The 15,662-nt window shown below is 64.5% G+C and carries 12 protein-coding genes; 8 read left to right on the forward strand and 4 right to left on the reverse strand.

Annotated features, from left to right (window positions below; genetic code table 11):
• A complete protein-coding gene (locus tag ACV1FX_RS08715; protein ID WP_473117126.1) occupies nt 1-1,119 on the forward strand; it encodes an HD-GYP domain-containing protein in 1,119 nt (372 codons plus the stop codon).
• Nucleotides 1,120-1,511: 392 nt separating this feature from the next.
• Here the strand turns inward: ACV1FX_RS08715 and ACV1FX_RS08720 are convergent, their stop codons facing one another.
• A complete protein-coding gene (locus tag ACV1FX_RS08720) occupies nt 1,512-2,189 on the reverse strand; it encodes a nitroreductase (protein WP_473117127.1) in 678 nt (225 codons plus the stop codon).
• 140 nt (nt 2,190-2,329) lie between these two features.
• On the opposite strand from ACV1FX_RS08720, the gene ACV1FX_RS08725 reads away from it, so the two are divergent.
• The 3 genes from ACV1FX_RS08725 to ACV1FX_RS08735 all read left to right on the forward strand — a co-directional run bounded on the left by ACV1FX_RS08725 (nt 2,330) and on the right by ACV1FX_RS08735 (nt 4,596).
• Entirely contained in the window at nt 2,330-3,292 is a 963-nt protein-coding gene (locus ACV1FX_RS08725) for an alpha/beta hydrolase (RefSeq protein WP_473117128.1), read from the forward strand.
• A gap of 89 nt (nt 3,293-3,381) precedes the next feature.
• Entirely contained in the window at nt 3,382-4,260 is an 879-nt protein-coding gene (locus ACV1FX_RS08730; RefSeq protein ID WP_473117129.1) for a dienelactone hydrolase family protein, read from the forward strand.
• A gap of 87 nt (nt 4,261-4,347) precedes the next feature.
• A complete protein-coding gene (locus tag ACV1FX_RS08735) occupies nt 4,348-4,596 on the forward strand; it encodes a hypothetical protein (protein WP_473117130.1) in 249 nt (82 codons plus the stop codon).
• Nucleotides 4,597-4,698: 102 nt separating this feature from the next.
• On the opposite strand, the gene ACV1FX_RS08740 is transcribed toward ACV1FX_RS08735, so the two are convergent.
• The 3 genes from ACV1FX_RS08740 to ACV1FX_RS08750 form a co-directional block, all read right to left on the reverse strand.
• Nucleotides 4,699-5,634, reverse strand: coding sequence for a CobW family GTP-binding protein (locus ACV1FX_RS08740; RefSeq protein WP_473117131.1), 936 nt, complete (start codon nt 5,632-5,634; stop codon nt 4,699-4,701).
• A 3-nt stretch (nt 5,635-5,637) separates the two neighbouring features.
• Nucleotides 5,638-7,128, reverse strand: a complete 1,491-nt coding sequence (locus tag ACV1FX_RS08745) for an amidohydrolase family protein (RefSeq protein WP_473117132.1) — start codon at nt 7,126-7,128, stop codon at nt 5,638-5,640.
• 76 nt (nt 7,129-7,204) lie between these two features.
• On the reverse strand, nt 7,205-8,827 hold the full coding sequence (locus ACV1FX_RS08750; protein WP_473117133.1) for an ABC-F family ATP-binding cassette domain-containing protein: 1,623 nt from the start codon (nt 8,825-8,827) through the stop codon (nt 7,205-7,207).
• Nucleotides 8,828-9,127: 300 nt separating this feature from the next.
• On the opposite strand from ACV1FX_RS08750, the gene ACV1FX_RS08755 reads away from it, so the two are divergent.
• The 4 genes from ACV1FX_RS08755 to ACV1FX_RS08770 all read left to right on the forward strand — a co-directional run bounded on the left by ACV1FX_RS08755 (nt 9,128) and on the right by ACV1FX_RS08770 (nt 15,092).
• Nucleotides 9,128-11,899 carry a xanthine dehydrogenase family protein molybdopterin-binding subunit gene (locus ACV1FX_RS08755; RefSeq protein WP_473117134.1) on the forward strand — a complete coding sequence of 924 codons (2,772 nt, stop codon included), beginning with the start codon at nt 9,128-9,130 and terminating at the stop codon, nt 11,897-11,899.
• The gene (locus ACV1FX_RS08760; protein WP_473117135.1) at nt 11,896-12,420 is read left to right on the forward strand and encodes a (2Fe-2S)-binding protein; all 525 of its coding nucleotides are present in this window, start codon (nt 11,896-11,898) and stop codon (nt 12,418-12,420) included. The genes ACV1FX_RS08755 and ACV1FX_RS08760 overlap by 4 nt, the downstream gene beginning before the upstream one ends.
• 8 nt (nt 12,421-12,428) lie before the next feature.
• Nucleotides 12,429-13,046 (forward strand): Isoquinoline 1-oxidoreductase subunit, encoded by a 618-nt coding sequence (locus ACV1FX_RS08765; RefSeq protein ID WP_473117136.1) that lies wholly within the window; start codon nt 12,429-12,431, stop codon nt 13,044-13,046.
• 264 nt (nt 13,047-13,310) lie between these two features.
• On the forward strand, nt 13,311-15,092 hold the full coding sequence (locus ACV1FX_RS08770) for a caspase family protein (protein ID WP_473117137.1): 1,782 nt from the start codon (nt 13,311-13,313) through the stop codon (nt 15,090-15,092).
• The last annotated feature ends 570 nt before the right edge of the window (nt 15,093-15,662 follow it).

A 15,662-nucleotide genomic window follows, 5' to 3' on the forward strand; every position in this document is an offset into this window, starting at 1 on the left:
GTGCCAAGTTCCAGTCTCGTCGCGCCAGTAAAAACTCAAGGCAGCGTCCCGGAGCCTCGGGCGGCCTCCTCGTTCGTCCATGTGCTGGCCGACAGCTCGGACAAGCTCTCGGGGATTTGCTCGATCGTCGAACAAAGATTCGCCGTTGCGGGTGAACGGCTGGATGCCGAGGCACGACTGCCGCACTCGCCGCTTGCCGTTATCGTGCGCGCGGACCTTCGCGACGTCGACAATATCGCTGCGTTGAAGAAGCGAGCTGCGCGACTGGCCAAGGCGAGCAAGCGCATCTTCCTGGTCGAGCCGCCCTCCCACGTTTGCATCTCGCAGGCCTATGCGCTGGGCGCCACGCACGTGCTCCCGGGCGCGCCCAACCAGACCAAGCTCCTCGCCGCGCTGTTCGGATCGTCCACCCCGGATGCCTCATCCCTCGACGGTCAGTCGCAGCCTGACGATGCCGTCGAGGCGGCCGCAACCGCCATTGGCTCGATGTTCAGCTCGGTCATGCTCGGTCAGACGATCGATGTCGACGGAACGAAGGACGCCGGACGCAAGATCGCCAACCGCATCGCCGAGCACGGCCTGTCGGAATGGCTCACGACCGTGCGGCGTCATCACGAGGGAACCTACCAGCATTGCTTGCTGGTCACCGGCGTCGCCATCGACTTCGGGCTGAGCCTGGGCGTCCGGAAAGACGACCTCGAACGGCTATACTCCGCGGCCATGTTCCACGACATCGGCAAGGCTAAGATTCCGCTGGCGATCCTCGACAAGCCGGGACGCCTCGACGACCGGGAGCGCGCGCTGATCGAGACCCATCCGGTCACTGGGTACGAGGTTCTGAAGGAGTATGCCAACATCTCGCCCGAGATCCTCGATGCGGTGCGTCACCACCACGAATATCTCGACGGCAGCGGATATCCGGACGCACTTTGCGCTGACAGCATTACGGATGTCGTTCGAATTCTCACCATCTCCGACATCTTCGCCGCGCTGATCGAGCACCGGTCGTACCGACCGACCATGCCGCGCGAGGAGGCCTACGGCATTCTCCTGGGAATGCAGGGCAAGCTGGAAAAGGCGCTGGTCGCTTCATTCAAGCAGGTCGCACTGACCCGCTGACCGCGCGCATCGGCACCTTCAATGCGCCAGCCTCAGTGCGTCGCACGATATTTGGCGCGACGCGGGATCGACCGGCATGCCAAGCCCTCAGCCAGCCGTTTCATGTCTTCATGTTTGCCACTGCAAATCAACCGGCCGAATTCTTCGGGGGAGAACGGGAGAGTTGGATCGTCATCAACCGGATACCGCACTCGCGGCCCGAGCAACCAACGCACCAGGCTAGCCAGCCGCCGCATGTGAATTCCCTCGCGTCAGCAACAAACCTTCCACAGCGCTTATTGTTCCTCCCGGCGAGTCGAGATTGCAAGAGCCGGTTGGGAGTCCGCACCAAAAATTTCGACGGAAGAATCTTGTCTTGGTAAACCGCGACGCGCGTCTTGAACGTGCAACCTTTAGTCGGCAAATCCGACGAAACGCACGAACTCGCTGTTCTCCTCCCGATCGGATCGCACGGCATTGGCGGCAAACGCGTCGTCCGGATATCCCATCGCAACGCAGGTCATGATGACCTCGTCGTCCGGGATCTCAGCGACCTCGCGCACGATGTCGGAGCGCATGATGCCCTGCCCGTTGATTACCGAGCCAAGGCCGCGATCCCATGCCGCGAGCACGATGCCGTAGCAGAGCGCGCCGAGATCGAAGTGGCAGACCGCGCCGGGGTCGAGCACGCGATCATAGGTAAGCACCAGCGAGACCGGCGCATCGAACTGACGGAAGCCGCGCAGCACCCAATCCTGCCGCATCGGCTTGTCATCGCGCGCGATCCCCATCGCGCCAAACAATTTCTTGGCGATGTCGACCTGACGCGTGCGATGAATGCCCTGGTATTCGCCATGGCTGACGATGTCGCGCTTGACCTTGGCGCCCGCGACCATCTCTTCCATGTTGCGTCGGCGGACCTGTTCGAGCGGTGCGCCGGTGAGCACATGAACGTGCCAGGGTTGGGTGTTCATCGAGGACGGCGCGCGCTTGGCCACATCGATGATCGCCTCGATCTCCCCGCGCGGCACCGGGTCCTTTTTGAAACCGCGCACGCTGCGACGGGACTGCACCAGCTTTTCGAAATCCACTCTCTTCCCCCTGCCTCTCCTGCTTTCCGTGCCACGCAATTCGGCATGACGCGGCCGCCGGTTGCCCAGGCGGCGCGCGAAACCTATGCTAGCGCGCAAGCAAAACCAAGAACCCCGGCAAGAACTGGAAAGACCCGACGATGCCCGCACCGCTCGATCCCGTCATTGCAGAGATCATCCTGACGCTGCCGCTGCGCGATCCCGCAACGATGACGCCGCAGAGCGCCCGCGATTCCCTGCGTTCACTCGCCGCCGCTCGCGCCGCTGTGCCGCCCCCGCCGGTGGACGAGGTTCGGGATAGCGAGGTAAAGGGCGGCGCGGGACCGCTCGCTGCGCGCATTTATCGCGTCGGCTCGACCCCATCGCCGACGGTCGTCTTCTTCCACGGCGGCGGCTGGGTTGCAGGCGATCTCGACACCCATGATCGGCAGGCGCGATTCCTTGCGATCGAGACCGGCGCGGTCGTGATCTCCGTCGACTATCGACGCCCGCCGGAGACGCGCTTTCCCGGCGCATTCGAGGATGCCTTTGCCGCCGTGCGCGACGTATTCGACCGCATCGCGGAATTTGGCGGCGACTCGAAGCGCGTCGGCGTCGCCGGCGACAGCGCCGGTGGCAATCTCGCCGCCGCCACCGCAATCGCCTGCCGCGACGCCGGGATCGGACTCGCAGGACAGTTTCTGGTCTATCCCGCGACCGACGCGACCGGCAATTATGCCGATACGGCCGAGAACGCGCGCTTTCCCTCGCGCACCGAAAACGCGGAGGGTTATTTTCTGTCGCGCGCGGTGATGGAGTGGTTTGCCGGCCATTATCTCGCCGATCCCGGCCACGCGCAGGACTGGCGCGTCTCGCCGCTGCGAGCCAGATCGCTCGCCGGCGTTGCGCCGGCCGTGGTCACGACGGCCTGGTTCGATCCGCTGCGCGACGAGGGCGCGGCCTATGCGCGGGCGCTGGAAGCTGCTGGCGTTGCCGTCAGGCATCACGAGGGCGCCGGCCTGATCCACGGCTATTTCAGCATGGGTGAAGCCTCCGCGGTCGCGCGCCTCGAGGCTCAGCGTGCGCGTGCCGATTTCAAGGCGTTGCTCGCCCGCGGCGTCTGAGCCGCCGGTCAGCGCGCGCTGCAGCAAGCGGAGTTGAATCTTCGCCGCCACCAGTGTCTCCTACCGGCAGACCAGCGATTCCGACGAGCATGCCAGCCCATTTCCTCCGTATTGTCCTGGCCGCAATCACCTCGATATGGCTGATCTCCGATGCGGCAGCCGCACCGGAGACTGTCTATTTCCGCAGCGCCGACGGCCGCACGCAGCTCGTCGGCTACCTGTTCCGGCCACAGGCGGCGGGTCCAGCTGCCGCAATCGTGCTGCTGCACGGCCGCGGCGGGCCCTATTCCAGCAACGTCAACGCGGACTGCACCGTCGTTGGCCCCAAGATCTCCTCACCCTGCAACGCCGCAACCCTGTCGAAACGGCATGCGATGTGGGGGCAATACTGGGCAGCGCGCGGCTATCTCGCGCTGCTGCCGGACAGTTTCGGCCCGCGCGGCAAGGCCTACGGTTTCGGCCGCTTCACCCATGACGATCCCGATCGCGATGACGTCAACGAGAAGACAGTGCGCCCGCTCGACGCCGAAGGGGCGCTTGCCTATTTGCGCAGCCGTGGCGACGTGATCGGCAACCAGATCTTCCTCCAGGGCTGGTCGAACGGCGGCAGCACCGCGCTGAACGCGATGATCCGGCAAGGCGCCAACCTGGCAGCCGGCTTTCGCGGCGCACTCGCATTCTATCCGGGGTGCGGACCGAAGGCGCTGTTGCAGCCGACGATCTCCACGACCGCGCCGATTGCCATGTTTCTGGGCGCCAGCGACGAGGAAGTGTCACCCGCGTTCTGCCAGGAAGCCGCCGACCGGGCGCGCCAGGCCGGCAGCAAGATCGACGTCACGATCTATCCCGGCGCGACCCATGATTTCGACGATCCCTTGCCGCGGCACCAGTCGGTCGCCGCAAACCAGGCCGCGTTCAGCGACGTGCAGACCAAGGCGATTGCAGCAGTAGCACGCTGGAAAAATTGAAGCGATCGCCACACCGCGCGCTGATCCTGCTTGATTGCGCCACGATTTGGAGTTCCAATTCCCGAACCATTGTTTAGGGAGACACCCATGATGAAGCGGATTTTCCTGGCTGCCGTCGTCGCCACCTTCGCGGCCGGTTCGGCCTTCGCGGAAGATACGTGCGAAAGCAAAGCGGTCGGCAAGGACGGCAAAGCCTTGGCGGGCGCCGCCAAGACCTCGTTCATGAAGAAGTGCAAGGAAGACGCCTGCGCGCCCAAGGCGGTCGGCTCGGATGGCAAGCCGCTCGCCGGCGCCGCGAAGAGCAGCTTCATGAAGAAGTGCGAAATGGGCGCTTGAGACGCGGGCGCGATTTGCCCTCGACCCAGATACGCCCGCTTACTTCGGGCGTATCTTGCTTTTGAGCAACCGCGTCCCGCTTGAAGCGGTTGCCGGAATCCCTCACGCGCCTTCAGCGTCGAAGCAACCTTTCATGATCCGGTCGATCTCCTCGCGCGCGAGGACGCCGATCTCGGCAACGAAGACAATCCGCGTCCGCGGCGTTCCCACCGGCAGCGTACCACCCGCAGCCAGCGTCGCCCTGCCGCCGGCGAGTTGAAACACCATCACCCGCCCGGGCTGCTCGACGGTCTCGAACAGGCCCTTCGCCCGCGCCAATCGCGGCGCGAGCCGGCCGATCGCCACCTGCAACCGCGGCAACGACACCGGCCTGTCCGACGTCCAGCTGATGGTCTCGAACCGATCTGCGGCCGGCCGTTTCGGTCCCGGCTCGCGCGGCACCGGCGCACGGTCCACCTCCGGTGCAAACAGCAGCGCCGCGGGCACTTCGCCATTGACAGCATCGATGAGGACGGCCGACGGACGTATCGCCCGGATAGCATCACGCATCTGCGCGGTGCTCGCGCTATCTGCCAGATCCACCTTGCTCAGCGCGATCACATCGGCCGCCCGTAACTGCGACCGCAGCAAAGCGTCGTCGAGCATGGCCACCTGCATCGTCGCATCCACCACGCACAGCACGGTTTCCAGCGGCGCTTCGCGAAAGATCAGGGGATCCATCAGGTTGCGCACGACATCCGCCGGATCGGCCACTCCGCTGGTTTCGATCACGATGACGTCCGGTCGCGGATCACGCCGCAACAGCGCGGCGAGCGTGCGCAACAGATCGCCTTCGAGCGAGCAGCAGATGCAGCCATTGGCGAGGCTGACCACACCGTCGGCAGCGCCCGTGATCAGCTCGGCGTCGATGTTGATCGCGCCGAAATCGTTGACGACGGCTGCGATCCGCCGTCCATCGGCATTTGCCAGGAGGTGGTTCACGACCGTGGTCTTGCCCGCCCCGAGGAAGCCCGCCACGAGCAGAACCGGAACGGACACGCCTCAAGCCTCGGCGACGGGCCGGCGCACCGGCCGGCCGGGTCTTGCCGCCACATCCAGCACGCCGTCGGTGATCAGCAGATGGCCACTCACCACGAGGTGGCGCACGCCCTCCGACGCACGGTTCATCGCGGAGAATTCCGCGCGGTCGGTCAGCGTCTCGTAGTCGAACACCACGATGTCGGCATCCGCACCGGCTGCGAGCCGTCCCTTGGCATGCATCGCAGGCGTGCTGTGCTCGAGAATCTGCGCCGGAATCAGCGTGCATTTGCCGATGCCTTCCAGCAGCGACACTGCACGGCGCTCGCGCACCCATTCGCGGATGAAGCGCGTGAAGCAGCCAGCCGAGCGCGGATGGGAAGTGGCGTCCTTGGGCAGCGGCCAGGCATCGCCGGTGTAGGTGCGGCCATCGGAGAGTGTCCAGGGCATGGCGTCGGATGCGATCGCGCCACCGGGATACAGCACCGACATGTCGAGGAGATCGCGGTGGTGCGCGTTGTTCTCGATATCGAGGATGTGCCAGAGCACCAGCGTGGAAGGCTCGGCAGCCTGCGCCGCGAGCAGTTCCTCCCGATCGCGGAAGCGACGGCCGTCAGCGACGCGCTGCACCGAGTCGTAGCCGGTGCCGTTGCGTGCCACGAATTCGGGGTCACTGAAGAACGCGGCCGCAAGCACCGTCGAACCGGTGCCGTAAGGGTAAGCCTCGACCGTGATCGGAAGCCCCTGAGCCTGCGCCTTTGCCACCAGCTTCACGCAACGCTCGATGTCGGTCTTGCTGGAGGAGTTGAAGTGGCAGATGTGCATATGCGCACCGGTGGCGCCGGCATAGCCGATCAGGCGGATATAGGCTTCGGCCGCGCTTTCCGGGTCGACGCGTGACATGAAGGCGACGTGGGTGAAGGTCGGCACGTCATGGCTGGCCGCCAACTGACAAACCGCGGTGAGCTCCTGCACGCCGGCGCCGGGAGCGTAGGCGTTGAGAATGCCAATGCCGATGCCGCCTTCGTTGAGTCCGCCCGCAAGACGATCGAGGATGCCACCCACCTCCGTATCGCTCGCCACGTTGTCGATCCAGCGGCGATCGCGCATGGCATTGCCGAACGCCTCCAGCGAGCTTTCCGAGTTGGAGCCCGTCATCGCGCCGATGCGCGCGAATGCCCAGTTGGTCGACGCGCCGTAGTTGAGCACGCGTCCCTTCGCCGCCTGCTTGCGATACCAGGCGCCGACCGGCAGCACACCGGCCTCGAGATCCAGCGTTGTCGTCACGCCGTCGAACGCCTGCATGCGATCGGCGGGGATCGACTGGCCATGTGCATGCAGATCGATGAAGCCGGGCGCCACCACGAGGCCGGTCGCATCGATCGTCCGCTCGGCGCCGCCAAGGGCGGTGCCGACGGCGACGATCCGGCCGTCCATGACAGCCACGTCGCCGACAGCATCCATCCCGCTGGCCGGATCGACCACCCGGCCGCCCCTGATCACCAAGCCGCCCATTGAGCTACTCCCGCATTCCAAAAAGCGGCGCGAGCGTAGCGAGCGGCATCAACGCGTCAAGGCGCGTACGGGAATGCTAGCTCCGCAATCCCGGCGCCTCCTGCCCCGTGCGGGCAACGTATTCGGTGTAGCCGCCGCCATATTGGTGGATGCCCTCGGGCGTCAGCTCCAGCACGCGGTTGGAGAGCACGCTGAGGAAGTGCCGGTCGTGCGAGACGAACAGCATGGTGCCTTCGAAATCCGACAGCGCCGTGATCAGCATTTCTTTCGTCGCGAGATCGAGATGGTTGGTCGGCTCGTCCAGCACCAGGAAGTTCGGCGGGTCGAACAGCATCTTCGCCATCACGAGGCGCGCCTTCTCGCCGCCCGAGAGCACGCGGCAGCGCTTCTCGACGTCGTCGCCGGAGAAGCCGAAGCAGCCGGCAAGCGCGCGCAAGGACCCCTGCCCGGCGGTCGGGAAAGCGTCCTCCAGCGACTGGAACACGGTGCGCTCGCCGTCGAGCAGGTCCATCGCGTGCTGCGCGAAATAGCCCATCTTGACGCTGCCCCCCAGCGCCACCGTGCCGTGATCGGGATCGCTCGCTCCGGCCACGAGCTTGAGCAAGGTCGACTTGCCGGCGCCGTTGACGCCCATCACGCACCAGCGCTCGCGGCGACGGATCATGAAATCGAGCCCGTCATAGATGCGCTTGCTGCCATAGCCCTTGTGGACGTTTTTCAACGCGACGACATCCTCGCCCGAGCGCGGCGCAGGCAGAAAGTCGAAAGCAACGCTCTGGCGGCGGCGCGGCGGTTCGACCCGCTCGATCTTGTCGAGCTTCTTGACCCGGCTCTGAACCTGCGCGGCATGAGACGCACGTGCCTTGAAGCGCTCGATGAACTTGATCTCCTTGGCGAGCATCGCCTGCTGGCGCTCGAACTGGGCCTGCTGCTGCTTTTCGTTCAGCGCGCGCTGCTGCTCGTAGAACTCGTAATCGCCCGCGTACGTGGTGAGCGAGCCGGAATCGATTTCGACCACCTTGGAGATCACGCGGTTGATGAACTCGCGATCATGCGAGGTCATCAGCAACGCACCTTCGTAATCGTGCAGGAACTTCTCCAGCCAGATCAGGCTTTCGAGATCGAGATGGTTGCTGGGCTCGTCGAGCAGCATCACGTCGGGACGCATCAGGAGGATGCGCGCCAGCGCCACGCGCATCTTCCAGCCGCCGGAGAGCGCGCCGACATCGCCGTCCATCATCTCCTGGCTGAAGCCGAGGCCGGACAGCGCCTCGCGCGCCCGGCCGTCGAGCGCATAGCCGTCGAGCTCCTCGAAACGATGCTGCACCTCGCCATAGCGCGCGATGATCTCGTCCATCTCGTCGGCCTTGTCCGGATCGGCCATCGCCGCCTCGAGCTCGCGCAGCTCGGCCGCGACCACGCTGACCGGGCCTGCGCCGTCCATGACTTCCGCCACGGCGCTGCGGCCACTCATCTCGCCGACGTCCTGGCTGAAATAGCCGATGGTGATGCCGCGATCGATCGAGACCTGGCCCTCATCGGGCAGCTCCTGCCCGGCGATCATGCGGAACAGGGTCGACTTGCCGGCGCCGTTCGGGCCGACAAGCCCGACCTTCTCACCCTTGTTGAGGGCGGCGGAGGCTTCGATGAACAGGATCTGGTGGCCGGCTTGCTTGCTGACGTTGTCGAGGCGGATCATGAGGTCTTTTTTGGGGGAATGTTGCGTTGCGGCGTAAATAGGCCATGCCGGCCCTCAGGGGAAGCCCGGCCGCACCCGGATTCGGCCCCGCCGGAGGCCAAATTCCTGCAATTTCCCCCGAGGCACCCCGCGCGATTTCGTCCGCGACGCGGGGCGTCTTCATTCGTTGTAAACGCCCCACCCGCTTCTATTCCAGCGTGACGAATCATGACAGCTTCACGCGAGCGTTGGCGCGTACCCTCCGGGCACCGATGCCGTCAGCATCATGATGTGCTCGAAATCTTGTACGAGGATCAGGACATGCGGCCTTCGCGACGTGAGCTCGTGAAGTGGTTATCGGCAGGTGGCATCTCGGTCAGCCTGTCGCATCTCGGTCTGGCGAAGGAGGCGCCCTTCGCCTCGCACGAGACGCTTCCCGGACGCGGCAATTTCAATCCTGCGACAAAAGGTGCAGGCCGCGTCGACGGCGTCGCCAAGGTGACGGGCGCAAAGCTCTACGCCTCCGATTTCCGTGCCAATGACCTTCCGGGCTGGCCACAGGCCACTTCGCACGCGATCCTGGTCCGCGCCAATGACGCCACACATGTCTACACCGGCATGGATCTCGCGCGCCTGTCGGGTGCATTGAAGCCGTCCGTCGTCGTCACCGCCGCCGATCTCGACCGCATCGGCACGCAGGTGCCCGAATTCTACGCAGGCGATCTGTTCTGTGCACCCGGCAAGACGCCGCTCTATCTGGGGCAGCCGGTTGCGCTCCTCATCTTCGAAAAATTCGACGCCTTCGACCAGGCGCGCCTCGTCCTGCGCGACGGGACCTTCGTCAAATTCGGCGAGGAGACCGGGCCGATCATCGCGCCCGACTACGGCTCCTTCCGCTTCACCCGCGTGGCCGGCAGTGCGCCCGAGAAGCCGGACGTCTATTCGCCGATCCAGGCCGGCTGGGTTTCACCCAAGAAGGTCCAGAGCGCCGCGCTGCCGGTGTGGTCGCCGCTCGCCAAGGAGATGCCGCCCGATTACGCCAAGGCCGCAAAACATGGCGAGCAGATCCGAGCGGAGCTTGCGGCGGAGAATGCTTCGCTGCTGGTCCTCGACCGCGAATTCGAGACGCAGTCGGTCGACCCGATGTTCCTGGAGCCCGAATGCGGCCTCGCCTGGTACAACGGCAAGGGCGGCAATCTCGAGCTAGTGCTCGGCGTACAGTCCCCTTATGAGGCCGCCGAGTCGATCGCGCATCTCTTCGCCAAGGCCCGCGCACCGTACAAGCCCGCGCATATCAACGCGCAGTTCGCACATGTCGGCGGCGGCTTCGGGGGCCGCGATCACACGCCATTCATTCTCTACGTCGCCCTCGCCGCGATCTGTTTCCCGGGCAAGCCAGTGCGGCTCGCCCATGACCGCTACCAGCAGTTCCAGGGCGGCATCAAACGCCACCCGATCAAGATGCGCTCGCGCATCGGCATCGATCGCGCGAGCGGGATGATCAAGGGGTTCGCCGCCGATCACGTGCTCGACGGCGGCGGTCTCGCCAATTTCTCGGCCAACGTCGCCGTGGTGGCCGCCACCGGCGCGATCGGCATCTACGACATCCCCAAGGTCGACGTCACGACCGTGGCACTGCATTCGCGCGGCGTCACCGCAGGCTCGATGCGCGGCTACGGCACGCTGCAAACCATGACGGCACTGGAAGTGCTGATCGACGAGGCTGCAGGCGAGCTGAAGCTCGACCCGATCGAATTCCGACGCCGCAATGCGCTGAAGCAAAACGGCCGGACCATGACGGGTAATCCCTACATCGTCTCGGTGCGCACGCCCGAAATTCTGGACAAGCTGGAAAAGCATGCGATCTGGCAGCAGCGCGCGCAATTCAAGCAGGCCTCATCGGACCGCCTGGTCGGCACCGGCGTTGCCTGCGTGACCAAGGACTATGGCTCGGGCGCTGACTGCTCGCTCGGGCGCGTCGAGCTGACCGCCGACGGCAAGATCGCGATCTTTTGCGACCATGTCGAGATGGGCAACGGCGTCGGCACGGCGCTGGCGAACCGGGTGGCAGGCCATCTCGGCGCGATAGCCGACGAGGTCTCGGTCGCCCGCGTCGACAGCTACGACGCTCTCGGTCTCGTCACCTCCGGCGATCCCTACACGATGGATCAGAAGACCCAGGATGCAGCCGAGAGGAATCCGCGCTGGGTGCCGGCGATCAGTTCGGCAACGTCAGCCTCGATCGGCGCGCATGTCGGCACGCATTCGTCTGCGGAGGCTGCCCGCGTCATCTTCCGCTTCGGCCTGTGGCCGGCGGCGCTGGAGCTCTGGCGCATTCCGAAGACCGACGCACGCGCAAGGCAATGGGCCAGCGCGCATTGGCAGAACGGCCAGCTCGTCATGCCCGGCCTCGAACCGCTTGCGCTGCCAGCGCTGGCGGCAACCGCCCATGCGCGCGGCTTCGTCACCGGCGCGGCCGCGCACAGCTTTTCCCGCTGGGCCTGGTCACGCGCCCGCTTCCCGCTGTTCGGCGAGCAATACCGTGCCGACATCGACGCCCTCGCGATCCGCCGAGGTGGCGGCAAGTTCGAGCGCATCAACCGCACCAGCGTCAAGTTTCCCCCGACCGACAACAATCGCATCGGCACAGCCTACACCTCGATGTGCGGCACGGTCGTCCGTGTCGAGATCGAGCGCGCGACGGGCGCCTTGCGCATCGCCAAGGCCTACAGCGTGTTCGAATGCGGCACCGCGCTCGTGCCCGAGGTCGTCATGGGTCAGGCCCATGGCGGCTTCGCGATGGGCGTCGGCTATGCGCTGCTCGAGACGCTGCCGCCCTTCGAAGGCGGTCCGGGCAACGGCGAATGGAATCTCGGACGCTACCTCGTCGCGCGCGGCTCGGACCTTCCCCTGCGCGATCTCGAGATCGAGATGCTGAAGCCGCTGACGCCGGACGAAGAGCCCAAGGGCATGGCGGAGGTCGTCATGATCCCGATCGTGCCCGCGCTCATCAACGCCATCCATGATGCCACCGGCCACCGCTTCCGCGCGCTGCCGGTCACATCAAGCCTCTTGAAGGGAGTGCTCCCGTGACGACCCTCAGCCTCACCATCAACGGCCAGAAGCACGGTCCGGTGGAGGTGCGCGACGACCTCTCGATGAACGATTTCTTGCGCGAGATGCTCGGCATGACCGGCACGAAATTCGGCTGCGGCGCGGCGCAATGTTTGAGCTGCGCCATCATCGTCGACGAGCCCGATGGCACCAGCTACACCAGCCCGACCTGCATCGCCCCGGCCGTGAATTTCGACGGCAAGTCGATCCGCACCGTCGAGGGCCATGCCAGAGATGGCGAACTCTCCGCACTGCAAAAGGCCTTCATCGACCATTTCGCGTTTCAGTGCGGCTACTGCACGGCGGGCTTCCTCAACGAGGGACAAGTCCTGCTCGAACGCCTCACGCGCAAGCCGGTCGCCCGCGACGCGCTGGAGCAGACGATCGCCGACGCGCTCGACGGCCATCTCTGCCGCTGCACCGGCTACGTCAAGTATCACGAGGCGGTGCGCGACGTGATCCTCGCCGATTCAAATCGCTACCTCATTGCGACCAAGTGACACGAGCCATGATCTCCGACACGCGCTTCAAGACGATGGCCGTGATCGCTGCGCTCGCCAGCAGCCTTTGTGCAGGCTTTGCTGCCTCCGAGACGGCGAGCCATGCGCTGGCCTCGCCAGAGAGCTTTGCTGACATCGCCGACACAGAGAAGCGCTCGGCCGCGATCTTCACCGAGCTCGGCAAGGTGCTGACGCATCCGCGCTGCACCAACTGCCATCCGGCCGGAGACAGCCCGCGGCAAGGCGACAATCCGCATCTGCATCAGCCGCCGGTCACGCGTGGTGCCGACGGCCATGGCCTGGAGTCGATGCGCTGTCACACCTGCCACCAGAAGGCCAATTTCGAGCCCGCCCGTATCCCCGGTCATCCCGAATGGCATCTTGCCCCACGAAAAATGGCCTGGGAGGGCAAGACGATTGGCGAGATCTGCGAGCAGATCAGGGATCCCGCACGAAATGGCGGGCGCAAGGTCGAAGCGCTGATCGACCACATCGGCAAGGACACGCTGGTCGGCTGGGCCTGGAAGCCCGGCTTCGGCCGCTCGCCGGTGCCCGGCACGCAGGCGCAGGCCGGCGCGCTGGTCGAAGCGTGGGTAAAGACCGGAGCTGCGTGCCCCGCGCCGTGAGCTGGCGCATTTCAAAGTCCGTGAGTTCAGACTGCGTGATTGGGGTTCCAGTTAGTGCCTTCGACGGGCGATATCGGGCAGACATTGTCCCGCAAGCGAACATGCCGCGGACGTGCCAGGATCGACGCGAATAACCCGAAGCCGAACTCGCACTCGCCAACGTTTCCGCCAGCCTTTGCATCGATGTGTGATAGACATCACATAAGATGCGCTTGCCTTTCAGCAGTCTCTACTTACGCTGCGCACCTATTGTCGGGGACTGTAATGGGCGCTTTTCGTTGGTTTTCCTTGTTCGTTTCCATTTGGCTGATGTTCGGTTCGGCACACGCCGAGCGCCGTATCGCGCTGGTGATAGGCAACTCGGCCTATAAGAGCGTACCTAAGCTCTCCAACCCCGCAAACGATGCCGCCCTGGTGGGCGGCATGTTTAAGAAGGCAGGGTTCGATTGGATCGACATCAGGACCGATCTCAATGCGACCGAGATGCGCAAGGCCCTGCGTGACTTCGGCGGACGAGCGCGAGACGCTGAAGTCGCTGTCATCTATTACGCTGGTCATGGCATCGAGTTAGATGGGACGAACTACCTCATCCCGACCGACGCGGCTCTGGAGACTGACAGTGACGTTCTCGATGAGGCCGTGGGACTTGACCGTGCGTTGTTCGCCGTCGAGCCAGCAAAGCAGCTTCGCCTCATCATTCTGGACGCCTGCCGCGATAATCCGTTCGCTCGGTCGATGAAGCGGACTGTTGCTGCCCGTTCCATTGGGCGCGGTCTCGCCAAGGTAGAGCCGACCAGCCCCAACACCATGATTGCGTTCGCAGCGAAGGCAGGGTCTACGGCTTCGGATGGCGACAGCAAGAACAGCCCATTCGCCTCAGCGCTTGTCGAGCGCCTGCCAACGCCGGGTCTCGATCTGCGCAAGGCGTTCGGGTTCGTCCGAGACGATGTCTTGAAGAACACCAGTTACCAGCAGGAGCCGTATGTCTACGGTTCGCTTGGCGGTGACGATGTGCCGCTGGTCGCAGCGAAGCCTACGGCAACCGGCCCTCAGGCAAGCCCTGAGGAAGCGGTTCGCAGGAACTACGAGCTTGCCCTGCAACTCGGCACCCGTGACGGCTGGACAGCTTTCCTCAACCGATATGCTGATGGCTTTTATGCCGACCTCGCCAAGGGCCAACTCAACAAGATCGCGGCGGAGGAGGCCCGCTCAGCGGCTGCTGAGAAGGCGCGGCTGGCTGAGGAGGACAAGGCACGACTTGCCGCTGAACGTGCAAAGAAAAGCGAGCAGGACAAGGCCGCAGCCACGGCCAAGGCTGCCGAGGATGCGCGGCTCGCCGCCGAGAAAACCAAGCAGGTCGAAGAGGCAAAAGCCGCAGCAGCCGAACAACGGCGCAAAGAGATTGAGGCCGCTGTTGCCAAGGCTCTGTCCGATAAGCAGGCGGCAGAGAAGAAAGTTGGCCCGGAAGGCGACCAGAAGGTTGCGGCACTCCCATCGCCTGCACCTTCGCCTGAACCCGCGCAAGCGCCGCAAGAACTCGCCAAGTCAGTGCAGTCCGAACTTCGCCGCGTCGGCTGTCTTGCTGATGCGGAGACCGGCGAATGGAGCGCCAAATCGCAGCGTTCACTGACTATGTTCAACAAGTACGCCGGGACGAAGCTCAACACGGCGCTTGCAAGCTCAGATGCGTTGGATGCAATCAAGGCCCGGTCAGGCCGCGTGTGCCCGCTGGTCTGTGATCATGGTTTCAAGGCCGATGGAGATGCCTGCGTGAAGATCGCCTGTCGCGCTGGCTATCGCGTCAACGACGACAACGAATGCGAGAAAGTTCAGGACAAGAAGCCCGTCGCGACCCGAGAAGATACCAAGAAGCGAGACACAGAGCGGAAGGAGATCGAATCTGCACCCGCGAAACCGTCCGCATCTGGTCAAATGTTTTGCAATGCGGCGGGCTGTCGGGCGGTACGACCCGGCTGTCGGCTCACTAAACAGGCTTATCCGAGTGGAGCCCCTCCTGGAGGGGCGCAAACCGAAGTGTGCAATTAGGCCGTGACCTAAAACCTGCACAAGGCGTATTTGGAAGCCGTGAATGGCACGTGCCCATCGATTGGCGGCCCTTCTTGTGTTCACTCAACTCAGATGCGACCTGTTGGGTAGCGGACCAGATTTGCTGCAACACTCTACGCCGCTCCACTCGAAGCGGAACCAGCCAATCCGGTGACGCCAGCGATCACCAAGCCTGACAATGACGCGACATTGCGTGCACCGCATACACCACCACCAGCACCATACCGGACCGCTCCAAAAATCGACTTCCCTCCAACTGGTCAGCCGCGCCGGAGAGGTGATCGAGTAGGGCCTTCCATGCTGCGGTACATGAGTCTGCATATGGCCCATCGCGTCGTTTCGCAGCGACGCAATATTTTGGTGCTTCCGGAGGGAAGCGGACGTCGGATGCTGGGCATGATCGGCGGGAGGGTCGTGAATGACCCGAACCTTGACGTCGGGCTGCGTCCAAAGACCGCGCCGCTTGAACGCCACTGTCCGCACCGCAGACCTAACTACATCCGGAGATCTTTCGGAGCCGCCCGGCTAGTCTGGAGTTGGCGCAACAAG

Source organism: Bradyrhizobium ingae, assembly GCF_055791185.1.